Source organism: Bradyrhizobium sp. USDA 223, assembly GCF_044909005.1.
In the GTDB taxonomy this organism is placed as follows: domain Bacteria; phylum Pseudomonadota; class Alphaproteobacteria; order Rhizobiales; family Xanthobacteraceae; genus Bradyrhizobium; species Bradyrhizobium yuanmingense.
Map to the genome: position 1 here is coordinate 7726644 of NZ_JBIYDR010000001.1, position 24847 is coordinate 7751490.

24 protein-coding genes and 1 pseudogene are annotated in these 24847 nt (G+C 65.0%); 16 read left to right on the plus strand and 9 right to left on the minus strand.

Annotated features, from left to right (window positions below):
• Window positions 1–166: 166 nt before the first annotated feature.
• Window positions 167–358 carry a hypothetical protein gene (locus ABIA40_RS35965; protein WP_157283751.1) on the plus strand — a complete coding sequence of 64 codons (192 nt, stop codon included), beginning with the start codon at window positions 167–169 and terminating at the stop codon, window positions 356–358.
• Window positions 359–824: 466 nt separating this feature from the next.
• Here ABIA40_RS35965 and rnk read toward each other — a convergent pair whose 3' ends face one another.
• The 6 genes from rnk to ABIA40_RS35995 form a co-directional block, all read right to left on the minus strand.
• Window positions 825–1238 carry a nucleoside diphosphate kinase regulator gene (rnk, locus tag ABIA40_RS35970; protein WP_404545950.1) on the minus strand — a complete coding sequence of 138 codons (414 nt, stop codon included), beginning with the start codon at window positions 1236–1238 and terminating at the stop codon, window positions 825–827.
• A gap of 16 nt (window positions 1239–1254) precedes the next feature.
• Complete coding sequence (locus tag ABIA40_RS35975) at window positions 1255–1740, minus strand: GreA/GreB family elongation factor (RefSeq protein WP_404545952.1); 486 nt, start codon at window positions 1738–1740, stop codon at window positions 1255–1257.
• Window positions 1741–2096: 356 nt separating this feature from the next.
• Complete coding sequence (locus ABIA40_RS35980) at window positions 2097–3086, minus strand: ABC transporter substrate-binding protein (protein ID WP_404545953.1); 990 nt, start codon at window positions 3084–3086, stop codon at window positions 2097–2099.
• Between the two features lie 377 nt (window positions 3087–3463).
• A complete protein-coding gene (locus tag ABIA40_RS35985; protein ID WP_271542883.1) occupies window positions 3464–4600 on the minus strand; it encodes a DSD1 family PLP-dependent enzyme in 1137 nt (378 codons plus the stop codon).
• Between the two features lie 258 nt (window positions 4601–4858).
• Window positions 4859–6283 carry a methyl-accepting chemotaxis protein gene (locus ABIA40_RS35990; RefSeq protein ID WP_404545955.1) on the minus strand — a complete coding sequence of 475 codons (1425 nt, stop codon included), beginning with the start codon at window positions 6281–6283 and terminating at the stop codon, window positions 4859–4861.
• 140 nt (window positions 6284–6423) lie between these two features.
• A complete protein-coding gene (locus ABIA40_RS35995; protein ID WP_404545956.1) occupies window positions 6424–8172 on the minus strand; it encodes a methyl-accepting chemotaxis protein in 1749 nt (582 codons plus the stop codon).
• Between the two features lie 219 nt (window positions 8173–8391).
• Here ABIA40_RS35995 and ABIA40_RS36000 point away from each other — a divergent pair, with 219 nt between their 5' ends.
• The 7 genes from ABIA40_RS36000 to ABIA40_RS36030 all read left to right on the plus strand — a co-directional run bounded on the left by ABIA40_RS36000 (window position 8392) and on the right by ABIA40_RS36030 (window position 13675).
• Window positions 8392–9138 carry a YebC/PmpR family DNA-binding transcriptional regulator gene (locus tag ABIA40_RS36000; RefSeq protein ID WP_404545958.1) on the plus strand — a complete coding sequence of 249 codons (747 nt, stop codon included), beginning with the start codon at window positions 8392–8394 and terminating at the stop codon, window positions 9136–9138.
• 79 nt (window positions 9139–9217) lie between these two features.
• Window positions 9218–9745, plus strand: coding sequence for a crossover junction endodeoxyribonuclease RuvC (ruvC, locus tag ABIA40_RS36005; RefSeq protein ID WP_275498008.1), 528 nt, complete (start codon window positions 9218–9220; stop codon window positions 9743–9745).
• Window positions 9746–9887: 142 nt separating this feature from the next.
• Window positions 9888–10505, plus strand: a complete 618-nt coding sequence (gene ruvA, locus ABIA40_RS36010) for a Holliday junction branch migration protein RuvA (protein WP_271542887.1) — start codon at window positions 9888–9890, stop codon at window positions 10503–10505.
• Window positions 10506–10525: 20 nt separating this feature from the next.
• Window positions 10526–11560: a Holliday junction branch migration DNA helicase RuvB gene (ruvB, locus tag ABIA40_RS36015; protein ID WP_275511021.1), complete on the plus strand. Its 1035-nt coding sequence runs from the start codon at window positions 10526–10528 to the stop codon at window positions 11558–11560.
• A gap of 129 nt (window positions 11561–11689) precedes the next feature.
• Complete coding sequence (locus ABIA40_RS36020) at window positions 11690–12610, plus strand: metallophosphoesterase (protein ID WP_404545960.1); 921 nt, start codon at window positions 11690–11692, stop codon at window positions 12608–12610.
• Window positions 12611–12678: 68 nt separating this feature from the next.
• On the plus strand, window positions 12679–13128 hold the full coding sequence (gene ybgC, locus ABIA40_RS36025) for a tol-pal system-associated acyl-CoA thioesterase (protein WP_156447009.1): 450 nt from the start codon (window positions 12679–12681) through the stop codon (window positions 13126–13128).
• A gap of 79 nt (window positions 13129–13207) precedes the next feature.
• Window positions 13208–13675: a nuclear transport factor 2 family protein gene (locus ABIA40_RS36030; RefSeq protein ID WP_271542890.1), complete on the plus strand. Its 468-nt coding sequence runs from the start codon at window positions 13208–13210 to the stop codon at window positions 13673–13675.
• A 176-nt stretch (window positions 13676–13851) separates the two neighbouring features.
• On the opposite strand, the gene ABIA40_RS36035 is transcribed toward ABIA40_RS36030, so the two are convergent.
• Both ABIA40_RS36035 and ABIA40_RS36040 read right to left on the minus strand, forming a co-directional pair.
• Complete coding sequence (locus ABIA40_RS36035) at window positions 13852–14556, minus strand: type 1 glutamine amidotransferase (protein ID WP_157283761.1); 705 nt, start codon at window positions 14554–14556, stop codon at window positions 13852–13854.
• 28 nt (window positions 14557–14584) lie between these two features.
• Complete coding sequence (locus ABIA40_RS36040; protein ID WP_404545963.1) at window positions 14585–15511, minus strand: LysR family transcriptional regulator; 927 nt, start codon at window positions 15509–15511, stop codon at window positions 14585–14587.
• Between the two features lie 151 nt (window positions 15512–15662).
• Between ABIA40_RS36040 and ABIA40_RS36045 the strand changes: the two genes are divergently transcribed.
• The 8 genes and pseudogenes from ABIA40_RS36045 to ABIA40_RS36080 all read left to right on the plus strand — a co-directional run bounded on the left by ABIA40_RS36045 (window position 15663) and on the right by ABIA40_RS36080 (window position 23755).
• Complete coding sequence (locus ABIA40_RS36045) at window positions 15663–16619, plus strand: N-carbamoyl-D-amino-acid hydrolase (protein ID WP_271542893.1); 957 nt, start codon at window positions 15663–15665, stop codon at window positions 16617–16619.
• 37 nt (window positions 16620–16656) lie between these two features.
• Window positions 16657–17484: an ABC transporter substrate-binding protein gene (locus ABIA40_RS36050; RefSeq protein ID WP_271542894.1), complete on the plus strand. Its 828-nt coding sequence runs from the start codon at window positions 16657–16659 to the stop codon at window positions 17482–17484.
• Window positions 17481–18338: an amino acid ABC transporter permease gene (locus ABIA40_RS36055; protein ID WP_036021759.1), complete on the plus strand. Its 858-nt coding sequence runs from the start codon at window positions 17481–17483 to the stop codon at window positions 18336–18338. The genes ABIA40_RS36050 and ABIA40_RS36055 overlap by 4 nt, the downstream gene beginning before the upstream one ends.
• The gene (locus ABIA40_RS36060) at window positions 18335–19099 is read left to right on the plus strand and encodes an amino acid ABC transporter ATP-binding protein (RefSeq protein WP_271542895.1); all 765 of its coding nucleotides are present in this window, start codon (window positions 18335–18337) and stop codon (window positions 19097–19099) included. The genes ABIA40_RS36055 and ABIA40_RS36060 overlap by 4 nt, the downstream gene beginning before the upstream one ends.
• A 15-nt stretch (window positions 19100–19114) precedes the next feature.
• Window positions 19115–19930: an ABC transporter substrate-binding protein gene (locus ABIA40_RS36065; protein ID WP_404545964.1), complete on the plus strand. Its 816-nt coding sequence runs from the start codon at window positions 19115–19117 to the stop codon at window positions 19928–19930.
• A pseudogene (locus ABIA40_RS36070) lies at window positions 19917–20802 on the plus strand (polysaccharide deacetylase). The gene ABIA40_RS36065 and the pseudogene ABIA40_RS36070 overlap by 14 nt, the downstream one beginning before the upstream one ends.
• On the plus strand, window positions 20802–22385 hold the full coding sequence (locus ABIA40_RS36075; RefSeq protein ID WP_404545966.1) for an ABC transporter substrate-binding protein: 1584 nt from the start codon (window positions 20802–20804) through the stop codon (window positions 22383–22385). The pseudogene ABIA40_RS36070 and the gene ABIA40_RS36075 overlap by 1 nt, the downstream one beginning before the upstream one ends.
• Window positions 22382–23755 (plus strand): amidohydrolase family protein, encoded by a 1374-nt coding sequence (locus ABIA40_RS36080; RefSeq protein WP_271542898.1) that lies wholly within the window; start codon window positions 22382–22384, stop codon window positions 23753–23755. Before ABIA40_RS36075 ends, ABIA40_RS36080 begins: the two co-directional genes overlap by 4 nt.
• 92 nt (window positions 23756–23847) lie before the next feature.
• On the opposite strand, the gene ABIA40_RS36085 is transcribed toward ABIA40_RS36080, so the two are convergent.
• Window positions 23848–24747 (minus strand): LysR substrate-binding domain-containing protein, encoded by a 900-nt coding sequence (locus tag ABIA40_RS36085; protein ID WP_128264216.1) that lies wholly within the window; start codon window positions 24745–24747, stop codon window positions 23848–23850.
• Window positions 24748–24847: the final 100 nt, after the last annotated feature.

The following is a 24847-nucleotide window of genomic DNA, read 5'->3' on the forward strand; positions in this document are numbered from 1 at the left end:
CGTGCAATTGACGATACAGTTTGGACATCCTACCAAATATCGAGCGAAGTGTCGTGTCGCTCGTGGTCTGCGAAATTTGAGCACACCGCTCGGCCATGTCGAGATTTTCGTTCATGAACACTGCCTCTACGCTTCCGCTAGAGCCGACCGATCGATACAGTTAGAAATGACCAACCTTGATCTGCCTGTCGAGAGCTTTGTCATCGAGCGTCTGGTCGAGGGCGGCTGGCGGGTTAGTGAGCGTCGCCCCGACCGCGAGGACATTCCTGTTGCGGACTTCGTGTCCCTTCGTGACGCCGAAGAATGGGTGAACTGGAAGCAGGGCGTTCCGAAGCTCAACCCTTATGCCGTTGAATAGGCCAAGAGGAGCGACTTCGGGTTTAGGTCAAAATGCGAAGAACTCAACCCGAGCAAATCTGGTCCGCCATGCTTCACCCTCAACGAGGGGGGCTGCTACTTCGCTGATGGGCCTTTGGACTAAACCGCTCGCGCTCTGGGTTGATTAAATGTGTGGTTGTCGCTGCACTTCATGAGTCCGGTTGTGGCCTGTGGCTGACGTTAGCCTCGTCGGCCAATGGTCAGCACACATCGCCGACTGAGATAGTGAAGTCGCGCTGGGTCACGTTGTCCGATCGCGTGGTTGAGCAGTCCCCGCGGTTGGGGTGCCCCAGCTCCAACATAGGCCCAGAGGGGCCGCCCCCAGAGGTTGGACCTTCAAGCCTTGAACAAAGTCGCAACATAGAACACGCCAGCCAAAACGATGCTGGTACCGATCACCGTGAAGGCGGCCTGTCTGGTTGAGAGCGCGCATGTCAACGCCTCCTCTAGTTGGACACGCCTAGCACCGTCAACGACCGCTTGTTGTGCCCCGGCGTTTGGAACTCAATGGTTTGGCCAACCGTCAGGCCGATCAACGCAGCTCCGACCGGCGTAAGAACTGAGACGCGCTTTAGCGTTATGTCTGCTTCGTGTGGATAAACCAATACCACGTCCCGGACCTCACCCGTCTTGTCATCGCAGTACCGGACCTTCGAGCCCATGCGGACTACGCCGGGAAGATCGGAATTGTCCGCCACCACGTTTGCACGCTCTATCTCCTGCGCAAGGAAATGGGCCACGCGCGGGAAGAGCACCGCGCTCGAACTGGCCAGAGCGTTGAGACGCCGCGCCTCATCCTCCATCACTGTGATGGGCGGCAACACGATTTCAGGTTTGCCTTTGCGATTGGTCTTGCTCATTACCTTCTCTCCTTTCCTAAGCGGCTGATGGTCCTGGATCGCCGTCATCAAAGAGCTTCTTGCCCTTGACCTCTCGATTGCTAAACAGAACCCTGACAACATCGTTCGGATCACCTCGGCTGACACGTTCGACCTTGACAACGTTGGTGCGCCCAACGGTGAAGAAGGGGATTTCGCTTCCGACCTTCAGCCCGACCAACGCTGCGCCCAACGGCGACATCACGGGGATTTGGGTTCGCTCGGACGTGTAGTCTTCGGGGTACACCAGTTGCCTTGTCTCGCGTGGGAAGCCCCAGGTGGTCCAGAACGTCACCCACGAACCCATGGTGACGATGCTGTCCAATCTGGCTGCGCGATCAGGGACGACTTCCGCACGGTTGAGTTCACTCAACAGAAAACGTGCGTCCACGTCGCCTTGATCTGCGCCCGCCTGCGCGAGCCGTTGCAAGCGATGATGATCAGACGCTGGAAGAGTGACGTTTGGGAAAAAGGGGGTGTTCACGACATGCCTCCTTGCTTGGGCTTCCCTCGCGGGAGCGCCACACACCAAATCTTTGATGAAGGAAGGGGTAATCCGGACGGCAGCAACTACCGTCCGGCTAAGCTCCTGCTTGGAGCCGTCCGGCGTGCAAGCAACGCCGCGCAATGCGCGGATCGATGTCGAGGACGTGGATCATGTCGCGACCATCATAGGATCTTCCGCTGTCCCCGTAACGCGACTAAAGAGCACACACGTAGCAAGAGAGCTAAAAGGATTGTCAACGTTCCGGATGGGGTCACGAGCGGCCCTCAGCGGGTCGAGACCGAATGTCTGCAACGGGCCAGCAACGGGCGCATGCACCACAGCAACCTACGCCGTCATTCGATCACTTCGTCGGCGCGGGCGAGCAGCGATGGCGCCATGGTCAGCCCGAGCGCCTTGGCAGCGCTGAGATTGACAATAAACTCGAACTTGGTTGGCTGTTGAACTGGAAGATCCGCAGGCTTGGTGCCCTTCAGGATCTTGTCTACGTAGGTCGCAGCGCGCCGGGACAAATCCGATAGGCTCGCGCCATAGGCGATGAGGCCTCCAGCCTCCACAAATTCCCGAACGCCGTGGATGGCAGGCAAGCGATTTCCCGCTGCGAAGTCTACAATCTGTTTTCGATAACCAACGGTGAGTGGGTCTTCGACCGTAATCAGGCCCTCTGGACGTCGGACTTTGGCAGCCTCGAATGCTGTATCAAAATCATCGAGACTGCGCACCTCAAGCGATTGGAGCGTAATTTGCAATGTCCGGGCGGCACGGTCCGTCTCTCTGAACACATCCGCCGCATAGGGATTGGCAGCATTCCACAGGATGGCCGCTCTGGAGACGTCGGGCAGAAGCTCCTTGAGTAGCTCCAACCGCTTCCCGCCCAAATCCGGAGCCATTAGGCTCAAACCTGTGACATTGCCGCCTGGGTGCGCCAAACTCCGAACAAGCCCGCTCCCGAGTGGATCGCCAGCAGGCGCCGTGACAATGGGGATCGTCGAGGTGGCTTGCTTGGCGGCGAGTGATGCCAATGTTCCGTTTGCAACGATGACATCGACCTTGAGATGCACCAGCTCTGTGGCCATGCCGGGTAGCCGATCCGAATGACCTTCTGCGAATCGGTACTCGAAGGCAATATTCGTCCCTTCCATCCAGCCCAACTCACGGAGGGCTTCAGCGAAAGCTCGTTCGAGTCCGACGCCACCCTGCGCAGCTGCGGCGCCCGCGTTGAAATAACCAATACGGTATAACTTGCCCACCGGCTGCGCTCCGGCACTGAGCGGCCAAGCAAGTGCAACGCCGCCAATGAATTTAACAAATTGCCGCCGCCGCATGGCTGTCTCCCGGACCAGGAGAACGTTAGTCCCAATTTCAATTATCGCACTGAACGGGGTTCGGGGATAGCGTCAGCCGCGGTCGGCGCGAGATGGCTGATGTCTCAAACGGGTCATTTGCAGTCGTTCCCAGCCGGGCAAGCCACGTCTGCTCGTCCCTTGGAAACGGGCAGTCCCGAATGATGAGTGTACGCCTTGGCCCGCAATTGCGAACGAGGGGCCAGAACCATGATTCCGAGCGCGAGCGCGCAGTTGTTTTGCGAAGCTTGTCACTCCGCGTTTTCGCCAAACCAATGCTGCGGCGCATGGGTCTTGGATCTGTGCTTCGCTTGTCCGTGGCAATGGCGGAGATCGGCGCGCGCAATCACGCGTCAATCTCAGGTGATCGCGCCCCGCGCCGCGACTGGCCAAAGTGCCTCCACGCGGGCATCCGGCGTGTTGAAGCCGCGCACGCCGACATACCAGTCGTAGAGATTGACGGTTGGGTCGCAATGGCCGGGGATCAGCGTCACCTTGTCGCCGATCGCCAGTCGCGACGAAGCGCTGTCGAAATCGAGCAGGCCATGCTCGTCGGAGGGCCGATGATAGCGCAGGTCGGGCCGGCCGAGCACGACCGGAAATCCGCTGTCGTTCGACAGGGCCTTGTGGCCCGCATCGATGACGGCGCGTTCGCCGGCGCCGGTGCTCATCACGGTCGCGATCACGAACAGCGCATGCTCGAACGGATTGGCGTTGCGCGTCCCGTCGGCGAGGTTCTTGGCGTAGTCGGCGTCCATGAAGATATAGGAGCCCGCCTGCAATTCGTTCCAGATGCCGCTCGCGCCTTCGAGCTCGAACGTGCCGGTTCCTGCACCTCCAATCGTCCGGCACTGAAAGCCCGCGTCCTTGAGCACGCGCAATGTTTCCGAGGTCGCATCGGCGGCGCTCGCGATGGCAGCGCGCCGCTCCTCCGGCGTGCGCAAATGCTGGGCAGAGCCGTGATAGGCCTGCAAGCCGCCGAACGACAGGAAGCGCGAACCCGCCACCTGCCGCGCCAGGGTGGCCGCCGCCGGCCCCGGCCTGACGCCGCAGCGACCGGCACCGACGTCGATTTCGACCAGGACTTCGATTTGCGATCCTGCCCGCTCCGCGGCGTGCGACAGTTGCTCGACCATGATCGCATCGTCCACGCAAACGCTGATGCGTGCGTGGCGCGCGAGGCCTGCGAGACGTTCCAGCTTCCGCGGGCCCACCACCTCATTGCTGACGAGCACGTCGCTCACCCCACCCGCAACCAGGATCTCGGCCTCGGCGACCTTCTGGCAGCACATGCCGATTGCGCCGCGCGCGATCTGCTTGGCCGCAATGATCGGCGACTTGTGGGTCTTCGCATGCGGACGCAGGCGAACGCCGAGCTTGCCGACCCGTGCCGCCATCGTATCGAGATTGCGCTCGAAGGCGTCGAGGTCGATGATCAGCGCCGGTGTGTCAATCTCGGAAAACGGCGCGCCGATTTGGGCAGGTGGACAGGACATCAAAAAACCAGCTTGCTGTGTTCGGGTTCGAATGCGCGGCGGCACTTCTACGGCAACGTCGGCCGCCGCACCAGTGCAGGCGCGGGGCGAACCGAATGCCTTCCAATTTTCGGAATATTAGCATTCTACCCCTGTTTTGCCCGACGAGTCAAAGCGCGCCACGGTCTGCCGGCGCAAGCCATTGATTCCACACACCCGGGCTACTGTGCATGGGGTTGTTTTCGAGCTTTTTGTTTTGAGGACGTCGGAGCGCCCTCGTCAGCCCTGCCGGAATCCCATCCGGAAAGCGCCCCAGTGCTTGCCGCGGATCATGATCGGCGAGGACAGGTCCTTCATCAGCACGAACTGCCCGCCGCCCATGTCGCGGCGATAGGTCTGGAGCAGGAAGGGCTTTGTGCTGGCCGCGACCTTCTTCACCGCGCGGTCGGTGAACAGGCGGCGGTTGCGGCAATTGGCGTTGTTCCAGACCGGGTCCTTGCCCTGCGGCAGGCGGTAGTTCGGATTGTGGGTCGGAAGGTACCCGCCTTTGGCCCAGGCGACGCAGAACACGATGCGCGGATCGGACTTCTGGATCGGGTCCTGGATCGCGGGCAGCACGCGGTCGGTGAACGCGACGTAGTTGGTCAGGTACTGCTTCGGATCGGTGCCCGGGATCTCGCGGTAGGTCTCGTCCATGAGCTGGTCGAGCGTGATCTCGCCGCGGTCGATCGCAGCTTCGAACTCGGCCGAGATCCGCTTCGCGGTGTCGACGACGATGCGGATCAGCGGCGCGTCCGACGTCTCGACGCCGCTGTCGGCGATCAGCGCAATCAGGCCTTCGGAGGCGTCTAGCAGCTTCGCCACCCGCTCGTCGGCGCTCCGGAGGTCGCGCGAGGAGAGGTCGACGCCCTTGGCGAGCTCGTTGAGCTCGCTGATCACGGTGTCGCAGTGGCCGAGGTTGGAGGTCGCCGCGCGCGCGACGCCGTCGATCTCGGCTTCGACCGAGGCGAAGCCCTGCTGGACGCGCGAGATGATGCCGGAGATCGCTTGCGCGCCTTCGCCGGCGGTCTTGGCGCGCTGCGAGGCGTCGCTGCTCTCGCCGATCAGGCCTTCGATCTGGCCGTCGAGATCGCGCACTGTGTCGGAGATCTCATGCGTGGCCTGGCGCGTGGCCTCCGCGAGGTTCTTGACCTCGCTTGCGACCACCGCGAAGCCGCGGCCGGCAGTGCCGGCGCGCGCCGCCTCGATGGTGGCGTTGAGCGCGAGCAGATTGGTCTGCTTGGCGATCGCCTCGATCGAGCCGGAGACCTTCGCCACCTGCGCCAGCGCCGAGCCGACGGCGGACAGGCGCGCCTCGATCCGCTCCACCGCGGCGACGAGTTCGGAGATGTGGCTGACCGCGGTGTCGACGGCGCCGCGCGACTGCGCGATCTCGCCGACCGCGGCCGACGTCGTGGTTTGCACCGCCTGCGAGGCGTTGGCGATGTCGTGGTTGGTCGAGACCATCGTCTCGGCCGTCTTCTGCAGATGGTGAAACCGTTCCGACTGGCTCGCGACGCGGTTTGCGACGTCCTGGACATTGCCGGCGATGTCGGCGAGCTCAACGCCGAGACCGCCGATGCGGTCAGCGAGCTGGTCGATCAGGCGTTCGGCGAGCGTCCGGTTGGATGCGGTGTCCAATACGGCAAGTTGTGCAGAGGACATGTACGGGCTCTCTCCAGTCGGAGCCGTTGATCGGCTCCTTGGCGGCATTCCGATTCCAGGTCCGACCTTAGAGGATGATTCGCGCCCGGCGTCTTGCCCAGGAGTGCAGGTGCGTGCAGGTGCGTGCACGCGTGGGGGCGCTACAGCTTGTAGGCCGTGCGGAAGCCGCCCCAGTGCCGGCCCTGCACGCGGATCGGGACGTCGATCTCGCGCATCATCACCGTGTTCCCGTTGCCCATGTCGCGCGCATAGCTCTGGACCAGGTACGATCGCAGGTTGCGCGCGGCAGCTAACCCCGCCGGATCGTTGAAGATGCGCCGGTTGCGGCTGTTGGCCGTGTTCCAGGCGACGTCGCCCGGCCGCTGCGGATGCGAATAGATCTTGTTGTGCACCGGCAAAAAGCCGTTGCGGTCGACCATGGCGCAGAACGCCATCCGCGACTCCCGCGCCAGAAAGGCTTCCTGGAACGGCGGCAGGGCGCGATCCGCCCAGTCGAGATATTTGGTGCGGTATTGCTGCGGATTGGTGCCGGCGATTTCCAAATAGTCCGTGTCGAAGAGGTCGTCGAGCTTGACCTCGCCGCGCGCGACCGCCTGCTCGAATATCTGCGTCAGTGCATTGCCCGCTTCCATGGCGCGGGTGACGAACTCGGTGTTCTCCTCATGGATCGACCAGAGCTTGTCCTCGATCTTCTCGCTGAGCGCAGCGGTGGCGCCTACGAATTGCGCGCGGGCGCCGGCCTTGGATTGTTCGATCACGCGCAGGCGGCAGGCGCCGATGTCCTCCAGGCTGCCTTCGATCGTAGACTGCGCGGCGAGCCGGCTTGCGTCCGCGCCGCCGATCAGCACGCCCTCCATCGCGATTTCATAGACCGGCATCACGCCGCGCGCGGTCTCGAATTTGAGGTGGCAGGGCAGCCGCTCGGTCTTGCGGCGGTCATCGTGCTCGCTTTGGCGCAGCAGCACCGCGCAGCGCGATTTCAGCTTGCGGGCGAAGGTGGTGACGGCCTTGCCGGCGCTGGCGACGCTCTCGCCATGGGACTCGGCGGCTTTGGTCGCCGCGTCGATCTCGGCTGCGCTCTCGCCGACCGAGATGATGAACTCCGAGGCGCTGGCGGCATTGCCGGAGACTTCGCTGGTTGTGGCATTCTGCTCGGCGACCGCGCCGTTGACGGTGTCGAACACCGGGCGGATCGCCTCGATCGCCTGCGAGATGCGGTGCACGGCGTCCGCCGAGCCGGCGGCGTCGCGCTGGAGCGCATCGATCTTCTTCGTGATCTCTTCGGTCGCGCTCTGGGTCTGCACCGCGAGCGCCTTGACCTCGGTGGCGACGACGGCAAAGCCTTTTCCGGCTGCGCCCGCGCGCGCGGCCTCGATCGTCGAGTTGAGCGCGAGCAGCGTGGTCTGCCGCGCGATCTGCGCGATCAGATTGACGACGTTGCCGATCGCGGCGGAGGATTCGCGCAGGCGGTCGACATTGGCGCGGGCTTCCTGGGCGGCGGCGCTGGCCTCGTCGGCGAGCTTGCCGGCTTCCCGGACCTGCGCGCCGATCCCTTGCGCGGACTGGGTGAACTTGTCGGCGGCATGGGCGAAGGTGGAGGCGGTGGATTGCGCCGCGTTGGTCCGGCCGGTCAGAGCGTCGGTGCGGTCGCGAATGGCGGCAAGGGTCGCCGCGGTCGCCTCGGCGCCGCCGGCCACCGAATTGGCGGCGCGCTCGAGCTGGCGGATCATGGCGCCGAGCTCGAGTTCCAGCAATTCCAGGATTTCCCGGGCCGAATCACTTTCGGCGGTCGGGGCGGGTGCGGCAGGGGCTGCCGGCTGCGCAGCCTCCGGGGCTGCCGCAGGCGCGGCCGTGTCCGGCAGACGCTTCCGAAATAGTCCGAACGCCATCGGGTCTCTCTTGTCGGGGAACGGTCGGGCGCTATTTTCGCAGTCCGGAATGAAATCAGGGTTAACGGTGCCTGACATCTAGGCGGGCGCCATTGCGGCGGTTACCTTTACAGGGCTACCTCAGGACAAGCCGAGCCCTTTGATTCCGGTGGGTGGGCGGCCTATAAGGCCGCGCTTCCCGCATTTGCCTTGACGCACGCTTCCATCACGAGACCACGCATGGCCGGACATTCTCAATTCAAGAACATCATGCACCGCAAGGGGCGGCAGGATGCCCAGAAGTCGAAACTGTTCGGCAAGCTGGCGCGGGAAATCACCGTCGCTGCCAAGCTGGGCACCCCCGACCCCGCGATGAACCCGCGCCTGCGCGCCGCCGTGATCGCGGCGCGCCAGGAGAACATGCCGAAGGACAATATCGAGCGCGCCATCAAGAAGGCGCTTGGCAGCGACGGCGAGAACTATGACGAGATCCGCTACGAGGGCTACGGCCCCGGCGGCGTCGCGGTCATCGTCGAGGCGCTGACCGACAACCGCAACCGCGCCGCCTCTGACATCCGCTCCTTCTTCACCAAATCCGGCGGCAATCTCGGCGAAACCGGCTCAGTCTCCTTCATGTTCGACCGCACCGGCATCATCGAATACGACCGCAGCGTCGCCTCCGACGATGCGGTGCTGGATGCCGCGATCGAGGCCGGCGCCGACGACGTCGTCTCGGGCGAGAACCGTCACGAGATCTACGCTTCGACGGAAAGCTATCGCGATGTCGCCAAGGCGCTGGAAGCCAAGTTCGGCGAGCCGCGCAAGGCCGCGCTGATCTGGAAGCCGCAGAATACGGTTACCGTCGACGACGAGACCGGCGAGAAGCTCCTGAAGCTGATGGACTTGCTCAACGAGCACGACGACGTGCAGAACGTCTACGCCAATTTCGAGGTGTCGGACGCGCTTGTTGCGAAGATGGGCGGGTAGGGCTCGACGGCCCTACTTCCCTTGTTACTTCCGTTCTGTTTCTGTTTCCTCCAGGGCAGCCAGCCGCTATCACTGGCGCATGACTGCGCTCCCGATTCGTGGCCCCGTTCGCATCATCGGCATCGATCCCGGCCTGCGCCGCACCGGCTGGGGCGTGATCGAGGCCGAGGGCAATCGCTTGGCCTACGTCGCCTGCGGCTCGGTGGAACCGCCCGACGATTTGCCGCTGTCGAGCCGGCTGCTCGCGATCCATGAAGGGCTCGCTTCCGTCTTGTCCAATCACCAGCCGGTGGAAGCCGCGGTCGAGCAGACCTTCGTCAACAAGGACGGCGTCGCGACGCTGAAGCTCGGCCAGGCCCGCGGCGTTGCCATGCTGGCGCCCGCAATGTTCGGCATCTCTGTCGCCGAATACGCGCCGAACCAGGTCAAGAAGACCGTGGTCGGCGCCGGCCACGCCGACAAGCAACAGATCGCGATGATGCTGAAAATCTTGCTGCCGAAGGCCGAGCCGCCGTCCGCGGACGCAGCCGACGCGCTCGCCATCGCCATCACCCACGCCCATCATCGCCAGAGCACCGCTCTCAGGCTGAAGGTGGTGGGGATATGATTGGTCGTCACGCGTTCTCGCCGTCATGCCCGGGCTTGTCCCGGGCATCCACGTTCTTTCTTGTCGGCGTTGAAGGCGTGGATGGCCGGGTCAGGCCCGGCCATGACGATGGAGAAGTCTCTGCCGCGAATGAGGTCTTGATATGATCGGCAAGCTCAAGGGCTTGATCGATTCCTACGGCGAGGATTTCGTCATCCTCGACGTCGGCGGCGTCGGCTATCAGGTACATTGCTCCTCGCGCACCCTGCAGCATCTGCCTTCGCCGGGCGAGGCCGCCGTGCTGTCGATCGAGACTTATGTCCGCGAGGACCAGATCAAGCTGTTCGGCTTCCGCACCGATCAGGAGCGCGAATGGTTTCGCCTGCTCCAGACCGTGCAGGGCGTCGGCGCCAAGGTCGCGCTGGCCGTGCTCGGCACGCTGTCGCCAGCCGATCTCGCCAATGCGATTGCGCTGCGCGACAAGGCCGCGGTGGCGCGCACGCCGGGCGTCGGCCCCAAGGTCGCCGAGCGGATCGTCACCGAATTGAAGGACAAGGCGCCGGCCTTCGCCAGTGTCGATCCCGCCGTCGTGCATCTTGCCGGCGCCGTAGACGACCAGCGCGCGCCGCGCCCCGTCGCGGATGCGATCTCCGCCCTGGTCAATCTCGGCTACGGCCAGCCGCAGGCCGCCGCCGCGATTGCCTCGGCCTCGCGCAGTGCGGGTGAGGGCGCCGAGACGGCGCAGCTCATTCGCCTTGGCCTGAAGGAGCTCGCGAAGTGAGCGACCCCAAGGCCAGCCGCATGGTCTCGCCCGAGCGGCGCAGCGACGATGTCGGCGACACCGCGCTGAGGCCGCAATCGCTGTCCGACTTCGTCGGCCAGCAGCAGGCGCGCAAGAATCTCTCGATCTTCATCGAAGCGGCGCGCAAGCGTGGCGAGGCGCTGGATCACGTGCTGTTCGTCGGCCCGCCCGGCCTCGGCAAGACTACGCTGGCGCAGATCGTCGCAAAGGAGCTCGGCGTCGGCTTCCGCGCCACCTCGGGGCCTGTCATTGCCAAGGCCGGCGACCTCGCTGCGCTGCTGACCAATCTCGAAGAGCGCGACGTGCTCTTCATCGACGAGATCCATCGCCTCAGCCCCGCGGTGGAAGAGGTGCTCTATCCCGCGATGGAGGATTTTCAGCTCGACCTCATCATCGGCGAAGGACCGGCGGCGCGCTCGGTGAAGATCGAGCTGTCGAAATTCACCCTGGTCGGCGCCACCACGCGCGCCGGCCTTCTCACCAATCCCTTGCGCGACCGCTTTGGCATTCCGGTCCGGCTCAACTTCTACACGATCGAGGAGTTGGAGAGCATCGTCAGCCGCGGCGCGCGCGTGCTCAACGTCGGCATGAGCGCGGACGGCGCCAACGAGATCGCGCGCCGCGCCCGCGGCACCCCGCGCATCGCCGGCCGCCTGCTCCGCCGCGTGCGCGATTTCGCCTCCGCGGCCGATGCCGACAAGATCGACCGCAAGATTGCCGACCACGCGCTGAGCGCGCTCGAGGTCGACGCCGCCGGCCTCGACGCCATGGATCGCCGCTATCTCTCGACCATTGCGACGAACTACGGCGGCGGCCCGGTCGGCGTCGAGACCATGGCCGCAGCGCTTTCCGAGCCGCGCGATGCCATCGAGGACATCATCGAGCCTTATCTGATCCAGTGCGGCTATCTCCAGCGCACCCCGCGCGGCCGCCTGCTGACCTCGCACGCCTTCCGCCATCTCGGCCTCGCCGAGCCCACGCGCGATGCGGCGGCGCAGTTCGGCCTGTTCGGCACGGATGACAGCGACGAGTGATCTGCTGAACCGCTCGCCGTTCCGCCTATGATGAATTTCCGTTAATCTCGTGCAGACGATCTGCACGAACGCACCCCAATTCCGCTCCAATCGGATATCATCAAGACGCCGCATCACCATCGGGCTTCCATGATCACGCGCCGTCATCTCATCCGTTCCATCGGCGGTCTGTCCGCCCTCGGCGTCTCGACCGCCGCCTACGGCGTCGGTGTCGAGCCGGTGCTGCGCCTCCGCGTCACGCGCTATCATCCCACGCCGCGGCAGTGGCCGGCGGATTTTCCGCTGAAGATTGCCGCCATCGCCGACATCCATGCCTGCGATCCCTGGATGTCGCTGGAGCGCATCGAGGGCATCGTCGACCGGACCAACGCGCTCAACGCCGATCTCATTGTGCTGCTCGGCGACTATGTCGCCGGCCTTCACCATGTCACGCGCTTCATTCCGTCGAGCGAATGGGCGAGGGTGCTGGCGCGCCTGAAGGCGCCCCTCGGCGTCCATGCCGTGATGGGCAACCACGATTATTGGGATGACAGAACAGTGCAGCGGGCAGGGCAAGGGCCGACCATCGCGCATCGGGCGCTGGAGGCGGCCGGCATCCCCGTCTACGAGAATGATGCCGTCCGCCTCACCAAGGACGGACGTCCGTTCTGGCTTGCCGGCCTCGGCGATCAGCTCGCCTTCCTGCCGGCGCGGCGCTTCCGGAGCATGGCGCACTTCGGTGCCGACGATCTCAACGCCACGCTGGCCAAGATCACCGACGATGCACCGGTCATCCTGCTCGCGCACGAGCCCAATATCGCACCGCTCGTGCCTGCGCGCGTCGCACTGCAACTGTCCGGCCATACTCATGGCGGCCAGGTCCGCCTGCTCGGCTGGTCGCCGGCCGTCGCGCCCAGGAACGGCCTGCGGCTCGCCTATGGCCATTTCCGTCTGAAATGCGATCTCATCGTCTCCGGCGGCCTCGGTTGCAGCATCATGCCGCTCCGCTTCGGCGTGCCGCCCGAGATCGTCGAGGTGACGCTGGGAAGGTCAGGGCTGGTTGTGTCCTAACACGCTTGCGCGTCCGGCTGTTTTTGCGCACAACGAGCCGGTTACCGACCAGTGAAGAGGCTCGCGACGTGACAGCTCATCTCGACGGCGAGATCCGCGACGGCCGCCACCACATGCAGGTCCGCGTCTATTACGAGGACACGGATTTTTCCGGCATCGTCTATCATGCCAATTACCTGCGCTACATGGAGCGCGGACGCACCAATCATCTCAGGCTGATGGGCGCCGAGCAGCAGGTGCTGTTCGAGCAGGCCGAGACGGACGGCGCCGGCTTCGCCTTCGTGGTGCGCTCGATGCATCTGGACTTCCTGAAGCCCGCGCGAATGGACGACGTGCTCGACGTCGTGACCTGGCCGGTCGCGGTGAAGGGGGCATCCATCATGCTGGCGCAGGAGGTGCGGCGCGGTGATGACGTGCTGGTGAAAGCCGAGGTCCGCGTTGCCTTCATCAGCGGCGGCCGCGCCCAGCCGATCCCGAAATCGATCCGCCAATTGATGAAGGCCGATCTGGTTTCGTGATCGCTCGATAGTGGATGGCCTATCGACTCCGCTGATTGCGACGATACATTCGCGGTCCCGATCAACCGATGAGGCCATCATGTCGCGCCCGCCACTTCCACCCTTCACCCGCGAGACCGCCGCGCAAAAGGCCCGCATGGCCGAGGACGCCTGGAATTCACGCGATCCGGTGCGCGTCTCGCTCGCCTATACCGAGGACAGCCGCTGGCGCAACCGTTCGGAAGTGTTTCAGGGCCGCGAGGCCATCGTCGCCTTCCTCACCCGCAAATGGGAGAAGGAGCAGGATTACCGCCTGATCAAGGACCTCTGGGCCTTCGACGGCAACCGGATCGCGGTGCGCTTCCAGTACGAATGGCACGATGCAAGCGGCCAGTGGTACCGCTCCTACGGCAACGAGCAATGGGAGTTCGACGAGCACGGCCTGATGAAGCGGCGCGAGGCCTCGATCAACGACATCGCCCTTGCGGAGAAGGATCGCCGGTTTCACTGGGCGGCGCCGGGCCCGCGACCGGCCGATGTGCCGGGATTGGGAAGCGATCCGTTCTGAACCGCTTCCTCTCCCTCTCCTCGTTCTTACGGGGAGAGGGGTGGGGTGAGGGGCTGTCTCAGCAAACTCGATGGCAGACGGACTCGCGGAGAGTCCCCCTCACCCGGATTGCGCAGACGATGCTTCGCATCGCCGCGCGCAATCCGACCTCTCCCCGCAAGCGGGGCGAGGTGAACTCACCGTTTCGTCAGGAATCTTGTAATCGCCCCGCCGAGCTTCGCATTATCCATCGGCTCCGCCAGCGACGCCCTCGCGGTGGCGACGACTTCATCAGGTGCCTTGCCGTCGCGCAGATCGCAGCACACTTGCGCGAACCCGACATCGAATTCCGGATGCGGCTGCACTGTCAGCGTCGCGCCATTGGCATAGAGCAGGCCGGCATGCGGGGTGAACTCGGAGGAGAGGATCGTCAGCGCATCGCTTGGCGGCTCGATCACCTGGTCCTGATGCGAGGCGGCGACCGCAACCGCTTCACCGTCGATGAGGCCGTTCTCCGGCAGCACCTGATAGACATGCCGGCCGATGCCCCAGCCATGCTCCGATTTGCGCACGGTGCCGCCGAGCGCCTGCGCGATCAGCTGGTGGCCGAAGCAGACACCGACCATCGGTGTCTTGTTGGCGTAAGCCGTCCGCACGAAATCTTCCAGCGGCGCGATCCAGTCGAGCCCGTCATAGACCCCGGCCGCCGCGCCGGTGATCAGGACGGCCTCGAGCTTGCTCGGATCGGGAAGTGCATCGCCGTTGGGGATGCTGACGACCTCGATCGTCGCGGCCGGCTCCTCGGCGCGGATCATGCGCGCGAACATGTCCGGAAATGAACCGTGGCGCTCGCGGTATTTTTGCGGCACCTCTCCGGTCTCGATGATGGTGATGCGTGCCATGGGCCTCCCGCTCAAAAGGTTGCGAAGCTCAGCCGCTTTCTGCCCCATGTTGCTGGTGCGGCGCTGCGCGCTCGAGCAGAGCGCTCTCCTTGCGGATCTCGTTGAGAAAGGCCTTGGCCAGACGCGACAGCGGCTCGGCTTCAGACCATAGCATATAGGCGACCGCCTGCGTCGTCGGCGTGAACGGACGGACGACGAGGCCGCTGCCGCCGTTCTGCCGCGGCGAGAAGGGATCGACCACCGCCGCGCCGACGCCGGCGGCGGCCAGCACGCAGGCCGTGTTGCAGTAGCGCACCTCGACCGTCGGCCGGAACGGCGCACCGGCACGGGCAAAGCTGTCGCGCACGGCTTCGCCCAGCCGCGTGCCGCGTTCGAGCCCGATGAAGGGCAGGCCGGAGAGATCAGCGGCCGAGATCACCGGTCGTTCCGCGAGCGGATGCTGTGGCGGCAGCACGCAGACCATCTCGCCGGTGTGCACCACCTCATGCGCGATGCCGGGATGATGCGTGAGGCCGAGCGCGAAGCCGAGCTCGGCGACGCGGCTCAGCACACCCTCGATGATGCCCTCATAGCGCCGTACGTCGAAGAACACCCGCGTCTCCGGGCGGCGGCGCAGGAAGCCCGACAGCGCGGACGGAATGATGCTGTAGGCGAGCGGCGGCGTCGCCACGATGGCGAGATGCCCGGCGCGGTTCTCGCGCAAATCGCGCATGCGGTTCTCGAGCTTGGCGTGCAGCGCAAAGATCGCCTCGCTCTCCTTGTAGAGCGCCATCGCTTCGGCGGTTGGAAACAGCCGGTTGTTGACGCGCTCGAACAGCGCAAAGCCCGCCTGCGCCTCCATCGTCTTCAGCGCGTTGCTGACCGCCGGCTGCGACAGCGCCAGCTCGTCCGCCGCCGCCACCGTGGTGCGGTGGCGGATCACGGCGCGAAGGATCTCGAGCTGACGCAGGTTCATATCACTGCCGATTATAGTCAGGGCCAAAACATCATAGCAACGCGAATTGATTTTGCAGCAGCGCTTGCCCGTAATGGCAGCGGATTTGCGCGTCGCATCAAAGGGTTCGTTCGCCCATTGAGGCGGCAACGCGCACAGATTGGAGGCAAACTTGGTTCGTGTCCTTCGCGCCGCCGCGGCTCAGATGGGGCCGACGCAAAAAGCCGATACGCGCGAGCATACGTTGTCGCGGATGCTCGACATGCTGGAGGAGGCGGCCGGTCGGGGTGCGAGCCTCGTGGTGTTTCCGGAGCTCGCCTTCACCACCTTCTTCCCGCGCTGGCTGCTCGAAGGCGAGGCCCTCGACCGGTATTTCGAGCGCAGCATGCCGAACCCCGCGGTGGCGAAGCTGTTCGATCGCGCACGTGCGCTCCGCGTCGGCTTTTACGTCGGCTATGCCGAGCTGACGGCGGAGGGGCGGCGCTACAATTGCGCCATCCTGGTCGATCGCGACGGCGAGGTTCTCGGCCGCTATCGCAAGGTGCATCTGCCGGGCTCGGTCGAGCCGCGTCCGGGCGCGCGCTACCAGCAACTCGAGAAGCGCTACTTCGAATATGGCGACCTCGGCTTTCCCGCCTTCCGCGCCGGCTCGTCCTGGGCCCATGCCATCATGGGCATGATGATCTGCAATGATCGTCGCTGGCCGGAATCCTGGCGCGTGCTCGGTCTGCAAGGCGTCGAGCTCGTCTGCATCGGCTACAATTCGGCGGCCTACGATCCCAACGGCGGCACGACCGAAGACGGAGCCTTGCGCACCTTCCACTCGACGCTGGTGACGCAGGCCAACGCCTACATGAACGCGACCTGGGCGATTTCGGTGGCGAAGGCGGGCGAGGAGGACGGCTCCGGCCTGATCGGCGGCTCCTGCATCGTCGATCCCAACGGCCGCATCGTCGCGCAGGCGCAGACGCTGGCCGACGAGGTGATCGTCGCCGACATCGATCTCGACCTCTGCCGCCAGGGCAAGGACAAGATGTTCAACTTCGCCGCCCATCGGCGGCCCGAGCAATACAGGGTGATCACCGAGCGTGCCGGCATCATCGAGCCGGCCGTTCTCGACGCAGATTGACCAACGGCCGGTCGCGGCGTTGGCAAAAGGAGCTGACATGACACGCCTCTCGTATTTGCTTGCCTGCGCGGCGCTGGCCGCGGTGACGTCGGCGCGAGGCGCCGAGCTCCCGGCGGAGATCAAGCAGGCCGGCACGCTGAAGCTGACAGTCAACTCCACCTACGCGCCGATGGAATATCGCGATCCCGCAACCAACGAGCTGGTCGGGCTCGACATCGATCTGGCGAAAGAGCTCGCCAAGCGGCTTGGCGACCTCAAGATCGTCTGGAGCGAGACGCCGTTCGCCGAGTTGATCCCCTCGCTCCAGACCAAGCGAGCCGACTTCATTATTTCCGGCATCTCCGATCGTGCCTCGCGGCGCGAGACCGCCGACTTCGTCGATTACCTCGCAACCGGCCCGCAGTTCTTCGTGATGGCGGAGAGCGCGGCCAAGGACGCCCCCGATCTCTGCGGCAAAAAGGTCGGCACCACCCGCAGCACCAGCTTCCCGGTCGAGATCGAGAAGTGGAGCAAGCAAAATTGCGAGCCGGCCGGCAAGCCCGCGATCCAGTACGTTCCGGGCGAGAATTCCATCGACGTCCGCAACCAGCTCAAGCAGGGCCGCATCGACGCCGCCGTGCAGGGCAGCGAGACGTTGCCTTATGCGCAGCAACAGGAGCCCGGCAAGTATCGCATCGTCGGCGAGCCCTTTGCCAGGGGCTATCAGGGCATCATGTTCCGCAAGGACGATGCGGTCTTGCGCGAGGTCGTGACGGAGAAGCTCGCGGCGATGATCGCTGACGGCTCGTACAAGGCCATTCTCGACAAATGGGGCTTGGGGACCAATGCAGTCGCCCAGCCCATGCTGAACGCGGCGCCGCAATGAAGCAGGCGCCGGCACTCGCGCAAGGATTTCCCGATCTGTCGGGCATGCGGATCGCGCGCGAACCGCACTGGTTTCGCTGGATCAGCGCGGCCCTGATCGTCCTCGTGCTGGCGGCGATCGCGCGCGCCTTTGCGAACGGCCAGATCGAATGGTCCTATGTCAGCCGCTTCCTGACCGCAAAGGTCATCCTCGAAGGCATCGTCAACACCATGGTAATGGCGGTGCTGGCGATGATGCTCGGCATCTTCCTCGGCATCGTCGTCGCGATCATGCGGCTGTCGCCCAATCCGGTGCTGAAGTCGGTCGCCGCCGGCTACACCTGGCTGTTCCGCGGAACGCCACTGATCCTGCAGCTGCTGCTGTGGTTCAACCTCGCGCTGGTGTTCCCGACCATCGGTATCCCCGGCCTGTGGTCCGCGCGCGCCGTCGACGTCATGACGCCGTTCCTTGCCGCGCTGCTCGGGCTCGGCATCAACCAGGGCGCCTACACCTCCGAAGTCATGCGCGCCGGCATGCTGTCGGTCGATATCGGGCAATATGAGGCGGCGCAGGCCATCGGCATGGGACGGCTGCGCGCGCTGCGCCGGATCGTGCTGCCGCAGGCGATGCGCGTGGTGATCCCGCCGCTCGGCAACGAGTTCATCGGCATGGTGAAGGCGACCTCGCTCGCCAGCGTGATCCAGTATCCGGAGCTGCTGCACAATGCCGAGAACATCTACTACGCCAACTCCCGCGTCATCGAGCTCCTGATCGTCGCCGGGCTCTGGTACCTGCTCGCGGTTTCGATCCTGACCCCGCTCCAGATGTTGCTCGAACGCCGCTTTGCGCGCGGCACATTGCGGCTGGCGCGATGACAAAACCGCTCGTCGCGATCCGCTCCGTAGCCAAGAACTTTGGAGAGTTTCAGGCTCTCAACAACGTCTCGCTCGACGTCTGGCCCGGCGAGGTGATGTGCCTGATCGGCGCCTCCGGCTCCGGCAAGACGACGCTGCTCCGCTGCATCAATCAGCTTGCCACGATCGATGCCGGGGGCATCTGGCTCGACGGCGAGCTGCTCGGCGTGCGCGAGCAAGGCGGAAAACTCCATCGCCTCAGCGAGCGCGAGATCGGGCGGCAGCGGCTCAAGACCGGCATGGTGTTCCAGCGCTTCAACCTGTTTCCGCACAAGACCGCGCTGGAGAACATCACGGAAGGTCCGATCCAGGTTCAGGGGCGCAAGCCGGACGAGGTGCGCGCCGAGGCGATCGAACTGCTTCGTCGCGTCGGGCTGGCGGCCAAGGCGGATTCCTATCCGGCGCAGCTCTCCGGCGGCCAGCAGCAGCGTGTCGCGATCGCGCGGGCGCTCGCCATGAAGCCGATGCTGATGCTGTTCGACGAGCCCACCAGCGCGCTCGATCCCGAGCTCGTCGGCGAGGTGCTCGCGGTGATGAAGGAACTGGCGCGAAGCGGCATGTCCATGATGGTGGTGACGCACGAGCTCGGCTTCGCCCGCGAGGTCGCCGACCGCGTCGTCTACATGGATCAGGGCGCGATCGTCGAGCAGGGCCGCGCCTCCGACGTGTTGGGCGCGCCGCGCGAGGAGCGCACCAAGGCATTTCTATCGGCAGTGATCTGACATTGGGGGTATGTGATGAAGAGACTTTTGCTTGCGGCGGCGTTCCTGGGCGTCATGAGCGCGTCGGCAATGGCGGCCGAATTGCCGCCTGAAATCGCAAAGCGCGGCAGCATCAAAGTGGCGGTCGTGCCGAATTATCCGCCGATGGAGTTCCGCGATCCCGCCACCAACGCGCTCTCCGGCTTCGACGTCGATCTCGGTGAAGCCATCGGCCGCAAGCTCGGCGTCAAGATCGAATGGACCGAGACCAGTTTTGCCGAGTTCATGCCCTCGATCTCGACCGGGCGGGTGGATGCCATCCTGTCCGGCTTCACCGACTATGCGAGCCGGCACGAGGTCGCGACCTTCGTCGATTATTTGCGCAGCGGCCCGCAGTTCTTCGTGCAGGCGTCGCGCAAGCCGGAATTCAAGGGTGCGACGTCACTGTGCGGCAAGAAGGTCGGCTCCAGCCGCCGCACGATGTTCCCGGCCCAGATCACCGCGTGGAGCGAGAAGAACTGCGGCAGCAATCCGATCCAGGTCGTCGGCACCGACGGCTCGGCCGACGCGCGCACCCAGCTGAGGCAAGGCCGCATCGATGCCGCTGCCCAGGGCAACGAGACGCTGCCCTACATCATGGACCTCGAGCCCAACACCTATGCGACCGTGGGCGAGCCCATCGCACAGCAATTCACCGGCATTGCTCTGCCGGTGAAGGAGAAGGCATTGCAGCAGGCAATGCTGGAAGCCGTCGACGCACTGATCGCGGACGGCACCTACAAGACGCTGCTGGCGAAGTGGAAATTGAGCGACAACGCAATCGAGAAGGCGACCATCAATGCTGGACAGTAAGGCACTCCAGAGCATTCCGCTCGTTCCGGCCAACACCGCGGATCCCGCGCCCGAATATCCCTGGCCGAAGCCGTACACATCCGCGATGTTCCTGTCGTTCGACGTGGACGCCGAGAGTGCCTGGACCAGCAAGGACGCGGCGCATGCGCAGCGGCTCATCACCATGAGCTATGGCGGCTACGAGGCGCGCGTCGGCACGCCGAAGCTGCTGGAGCTGCTCGGCCAGCTCGATCTCAAGGCGACGTTCTTCGTCACGGGGTGGTCGGTCGACGCGCATCCGGCGATGGCGGAATCCATCTTGAAGGCCGGTCACGAGATCGGACATCACGGCTATCACCATCTGCTGCCGGATCCCGGCGATCCCTGGATCGAGGAGGAGCTGGAGCGCGGTTTCGAGGCTTTGAAGCGCCGGCTCGGCGTCAAGCCGACCGGCTATCGCGCGCCCTATGGCGAGTTCACGGAGGAACTGCGCGTCGCGCTGGTGCGGCACGGTATCGTCTATACGTCCTCGTTCCGCGACGACGTCAGGCCCTATCGCCATCGTCTCGCCGACGGCAGGCCCGGCACGATCGAGCTGCCGGTCACCGCGAGCTATGACGACTGGATGCACGGCCTGTCCGCGCGCTTCAGTCCGCGCTCGATTTTCCCGAAGGAGCACGTGCTCTCGATGTGGAAGGACGAGCTGGACGAAGTCCGCGACTGGGGCGCGATGGTGACGACCGTGCTGCATCCGCAATGCAGCGGGCCGCCCGATGCGGCTGCGTCTGCTGCGCGAGTTCCTGAGCTACGCAAAGTCGTGCCCGGATGTCTGGATCACCACCGGCGAGAACATCGCGGAAAACTTCCTGCGCCACGAAGCCGGTCACCGCTGATGTCCATCTCCCGCCGTTCGCTCCTCAAGGCCGGCGCGGCGCTGCCGGCGCTGTCGCTGCCGGGCATCGTCCGCGCTGAATCGCAATCCACGCTGCGCTTCATTCCCGTCATCGATCTCGCCTTCGTCGATCCCATCTATTCGACGGCACAGGTGTCGCGAAACCACGGCTTCATGGTTTACGATACGCTGTACGGCATGAGCTCCTCGCTCCAGGTCTCGCCGCAGATGCTGTCGGGCCAGGCCATCTCCGCCGACCAGCTGCAGTGGGACCTCACGCTTCGTGATGGTCTGTTCTGGCACGACGGCGAACGCGTGCTGGCGCGCGATTGCGTCGCCAGCATCCGCCGCTGGGCCGCGCGCGACGGCTTTGGCGGCGAGCTGATGGAGGCGACCGCCGAGCTCACCGCTGCCGACGACCGCACCATCCGCTTTCGTCTGAAGCGTCCTTTTCCGCTGCTGCCGCAGGCGCTCGGCAAGGCCGCGATCAACGCTTGCTTCATGATGCCGGAGCGGCTGGCGAGCCAGGATCCGTTCAAGCCGCTCACCGATGTCATTGGCAGCGGCCCGTTCCGCTATCTCGCCGACGAGCGCGTACAGGGCGCGCGCAACGCCTATGCCAAATTCGAGCGCTACCAGCCGCGCACCGACGGCAAGCCGGATTGGACCGCGGGGCCGAAGATCGTGCACTACGATCGCGTGGTCTGGACCACTACGCCCGATGCCGGCACCGGCGTCGCCGCGCTGCAGACCGGCGAGCAGGACTGGCAGGAGACCACGCCGCACGATCTCTTGCCAGTGATCAAGGCGGCCGGCGATATCGAGACGCGCATCCTCGATCCCAGAGGCTACGCCTGCATGCTGCGCCTCAACCACCTGCAGCCGCCGTTCGACAATCCCGCCATCCGCCGCGCGCTCCTGGGTGCGATCGATCAGTCCGCGTTCATGACCGCTGTCGCCGGCACCGATCCGGCGTTCCAGGTCTCGCCGGTCGGCTATTTCGCACCCGGCACCCCGATGGCAAATGAGGTCGGCCTCGACGTGTTCCGCGGCCCGCGCGACTACGCCAAGGTCAAGGCTGACCTCAAGGCCGCCGGCTATAACGGCGAGAAGATCGTGCTGCTGGTCCCCACCAATTCGCTGGCGCAAAAGCCGCTTGGCGAGATCGCGGTGGACTCGTTGCGCAAGGCCGGCATGAACGTCGAATATGCCGGCCTCGATTTCGCCGTGGTGCTGCAGCGCCAGCTGAAGAAGGATCCGCTTCCGCAGGGCGGCTGGAGCGCCGCGGTCGGCAACTGGCAGGGCATCGACTGGCTCAACCCGGCCGGCAACACCAACATCCGCGGTGAAGGCAAGGTCGCCGGCTGGTACGCGAGCACGAAGATGGGCGAGTTGCGCAGCCAGTGGCTGGCGGCCTCCGAGCTCGCCGAACAGCAGCGCATCTGCCGCGAAGTCCAGAGGGTGGCGTTCGAGGAAATCCCCTATATTCCGATCGGCCTCTACAAGCAGCCGACGGCCTATCGCAAGGCCATCACCGGCATTCTCGACGGCACCGCCGTGTTCTGGAACGTGCGCCCCGCATGAGCACCACAGCAATCTTCGGCAGCTATGTGCTGTCACGCAAAGACGGCGCGCAGGATGTCTTGCGCGACCACTGGGTTCTCGTCCAAGGCAAGAAGATTGCAGCGATCACGCGCGACAAGCCGCGCGCCGATCAGGTCTATGATCGCCCAGGCCGCTTCGTCCTGCCGGGCCTGCTCAACCTGCACAATCATTGCTTCTCGGAAGCAGTGGCGCGCAGCCACACCGAGGACGGCAACGGCCGCAAGAACAACCAGAGCATCGTCTACACGGTGCTGCTGCCGCTGACCAAGCGCGGCGCCGATATCCTCTCCGCAGAAGAGCGGCTTGCGGTGGCGCGGCTCGGCATCCTCCAGCTGCTCAAGGGCGGCGCCACCACGGTGATGGAGCCGTTCCGCAACTCGATCCCCGAGATGTTCGACGCGGCGGAGGAGATGGGCATCCGCTTCTACGGAGCGCCCTATCTGTTCTCGACCTCCGACGCCAAGGCCGGGCCTGACGGTGTGGTCCAATATTCCGGCGATGACGGCGCTGCTGATATGGCGACGTGGGACGCGCTCTATCAGCGCTGGAATAGTCGCGGCGACGGCCGCATCAAGCTCGCCATGAGCCCGCATGCGACCGACACCTGCGGCCCCGATCTGCTGAAGGCCTGCGCCAGCCGGGCGCGCGAGCTCGGCGTTCCCATCACGACGCACATGGCGCAGAGCCGCGCCGAGGTCGAGACCATCGCCAAGCGCTATGGCGGCCGCACCCCGGCGCAATATCTCGATTGGCTCGGCCTGCTCGCGCCCGATCTGATGGCGGCGCATTGCATGTTCTCGAGCGACGACGATCTCAGGCTGATGGCCGCGCGCGGCATGACCGTCTTGAACTGCCCGCGCGTGTTCGCGCGTGCCGGCATCACCGCGCCGTTCAGCCGCTTCGCCGCGCACGGCGTGCGCACCGTGGTCGGCACCGACGGCTACAACATGGACCTGCTCGGCGAGCTCAATGCGGCGTCGCTGATCTCCAAGATCATTTCGGCGCGCCCTGACGTCGCGAACTCACCCGAGCTGATCGAGGCGAACACGAGGGTCGCCGCCGACGTCATCAAGCGGCCCGATCTCGGCCGCATCGAGCCGGGCGCGACCGCCGATCTCACTATCGTCGATCTCACCCATCCGCATCTGCAGCCGCTGTTCGACCCGCGCCGCGCGCTGATCGCACTCGCCAACCGCGCCAATATCGATCAGGTCATGGTCGACGGCCGGGTCCTGGTCGATGAGGGGCGCTATCTCGGCGCGGATGAAGCTGCGATCATTGCGGCGGGCACCGCCGCGATCGGCAAGATCTGGGATCTGCCGGAGGCGCAGGCGGCGTTCAGTGGTTGAGCGCTACTGGCGCCACGAAGACGGTGCGCTCCCTCTCCCGCTTGCGGGAGAGGTGGCAGCGAGCATGGAGCTGCACTGTTCGAACCGAAGCCCTAATCCTCGAACTCCACCAGCGCCTTGCGCATGGTCTCGACCAGGTCCAGCGCCACCGGTGATGGACTGCGCTGCGCCGGAAAGACCGCGGAGAATTCGAAGTCGATGCGCGGCAGGAAGCGGCGCACGACGACGCCGCGCGTTGCAAATTCCTGCGCCGTGAAGGGATCGCAGATCGCGACGCCAAGGCCCGACGACACCATGCCGCACATGATCTCCGACAGCGTGGTCTCGACGCGCAGCACGCGGCGGACATCGTGGCGGTGGAAGACCTGGTCGACGAGATGCCGGCTCGAGGATCCCGCCGACAGCGAGATGAAGGTCTCGCCCTCGAAATCGCGCGGCTCCAGCACTTCCTTCTCCGCGAGGCGATGACCGGTCGGCAGCACTGCGACGCGCGCTGGCGCCGGCAGTCTCTGGCTCGGCAGACCGGAATGCGCGATCGGCACCTCGGCAAAGCCGACGTCACATTGATTGTTCAGCACCCAGTCGACCACGATCGGCGAGATGACACCGAAGAAGGCCAGGTTGAGGTTGGGCCGCTCCTTCAGGAAGTGACCGGTGAGCCGCGGCAGATAGCCGTTCGACAGCGCCGGCAGTGCTGCGATGCGTAGCGAGCCCGTGCGGCGTCCGCGGATTTCTTCCGCCGCCGCCGTGATGCGTTCAAGGCCGACGAAGGAACGCTCGACCTCGGTGTAGAGCGCCATCGCCGCGGCGGTCGGCACCAGACCGGTGCCGCGCCGCTCGAACAGCTCCATTTTGAGCAGGGCCTGGAGGTCGCGCAGCAAGCGGCTGACGGCCGGCTGCGTCACCTTCATCAGCGCCGCCGCCTCGGTCACGCTGCCAGTCAGCATCGTCGCGCGGAAGGCCTCCACCTGCCGCGAATTGATCCGCGCCATCCCCAGTCCCATCCATAACATTTCGGCATGCAGAGGGTGCCATTATTCATTGGACGATGGAAGCTTGGGTCTGCGATCTTTTTCATCAGGACTGGAGACA

What these genes read in the sequence shown, in the direction of transcription:
- ABIA40_RS35965 (WP_157283751.1), top strand. Translation starts at nt 167, where the DNA reads ATGACCAACCTTGATCTGCCTGTCGAGAGCTTTGTCATCGAGCGTCTG.
- rnk (WP_404545950.1), bottom strand. Translation starts at nt 1,238, where the DNA reads ATGAGCAAGACCAATCGCAAAGGCAAACCTGAAATCGTGTTGCCGCCC.
- ABIA40_RS35980 (WP_404545953.1), bottom strand. Translation starts at nt 3,086, where the DNA reads ATGCGGCGGCGGCAATTTGTTAAATTCATTGGCGGCGTTGCACTTGCT.
- ABIA40_RS35985 (WP_271542883.1), bottom strand. Translation starts at nt 4,600, where the DNA reads ATGTCCTGTCCACCTGCCCAAATCGGCGCGCCGTTTTCCGAGATTGAC.
- ABIA40_RS35990 (WP_404545955.1), bottom strand. Translation starts at nt 6,283, where the DNA reads ATGTCCTCTGCACAACTTGCCGTATTGGACACCGCATCCAACCGGACG.
- ABIA40_RS35995 (WP_404545956.1), bottom strand. Translation starts at nt 8,172, where the DNA reads ATGGCGTTCGGACTATTTCGGAAGCGTCTGCCGGACACGGCCGCGCCT.
- ABIA40_RS36000 (WP_404545958.1), top strand. Translation starts at nt 8,392, where the DNA reads ATGGCCGGACATTCTCAATTCAAGAACATCATGCACCGCAAGGGGCGG.
- ruvC (WP_275498008.1), top strand. Translation starts at nt 9,218, where the DNA reads ATGACTGCGCTCCCGATTCGTGGCCCCGTTCGCATCATCGGCATCGAT.
- ruvA (WP_271542887.1), top strand. Translation starts at nt 9,888, where the DNA reads ATGATCGGCAAGCTCAAGGGCTTGATCGATTCCTACGGCGAGGATTTC.
- ruvB (WP_275511021.1), top strand. Translation starts at nt 10,526, where the DNA reads ATGGTCTCGCCCGAGCGGCGCAGCGACGATGTCGGCGACACCGCGCTG.
- ABIA40_RS36020 (WP_404545960.1), top strand. Translation starts at nt 11,690, where the DNA reads ATGATCACGCGCCGTCATCTCATCCGTTCCATCGGCGGTCTGTCCGCC.
- ABIA40_RS36030 (WP_271542890.1), top strand. Translation starts at nt 13,208, where the DNA reads ATGTCGCGCCCGCCACTTCCACCCTTCACCCGCGAGACCGCCGCGCAA.
- ABIA40_RS36035 (WP_157283761.1), bottom strand. Translation starts at nt 14,556, where the DNA reads ATGGCACGCATCACCATCATCGAGACCGGAGAGGTGCCGCAAAAATAC.
- ABIA40_RS36040 (WP_404545963.1), bottom strand. Translation starts at nt 15,511, where the DNA reads ATGAACCTGCGTCAGCTCGAGATCCTTCGCGCCGTGATCCGCCACCGC.
- ABIA40_RS36050 (WP_271542894.1), top strand. Translation starts at nt 16,657, where the DNA reads ATGACACGCCTCTCGTATTTGCTTGCCTGCGCGGCGCTGGCCGCGGTG.
- ABIA40_RS36055 (WP_036021759.1), top strand. Translation starts at nt 17,481, where the DNA reads ATGAAGCAGGCGCCGGCACTCGCGCAAGGATTTCCCGATCTGTCGGGC.
- ABIA40_RS36060 (WP_271542895.1), top strand. Translation starts at nt 18,335, where the DNA reads ATGACAAAACCGCTCGTCGCGATCCGCTCCGTAGCCAAGAACTTTGGA.
- ABIA40_RS36065 (WP_404545964.1), top strand. Translation starts at nt 19,115, where the DNA reads ATGAAGAGACTTTTGCTTGCGGCGGCGTTCCTGGGCGTCATGAGCGCG.
- ABIA40_RS36075 (WP_404545966.1), top strand. Translation starts at nt 20,802, where the DNA reads ATGTCCATCTCCCGCCGTTCGCTCCTCAAGGCCGGCGCGGCGCTGCCG.
- ABIA40_RS36080 (WP_271542898.1), top strand. Translation starts at nt 22,382, where the DNA reads ATGAGCACCACAGCAATCTTCGGCAGCTATGTGCTGTCACGCAAAGAC.
- ABIA40_RS36085 (WP_128264216.1), bottom strand. Translation starts at nt 24,747, where the DNA reads ATGGCGCGGATCAATTCGCGGCAGGTGGAGGCCTTCCGCGCGACGATG.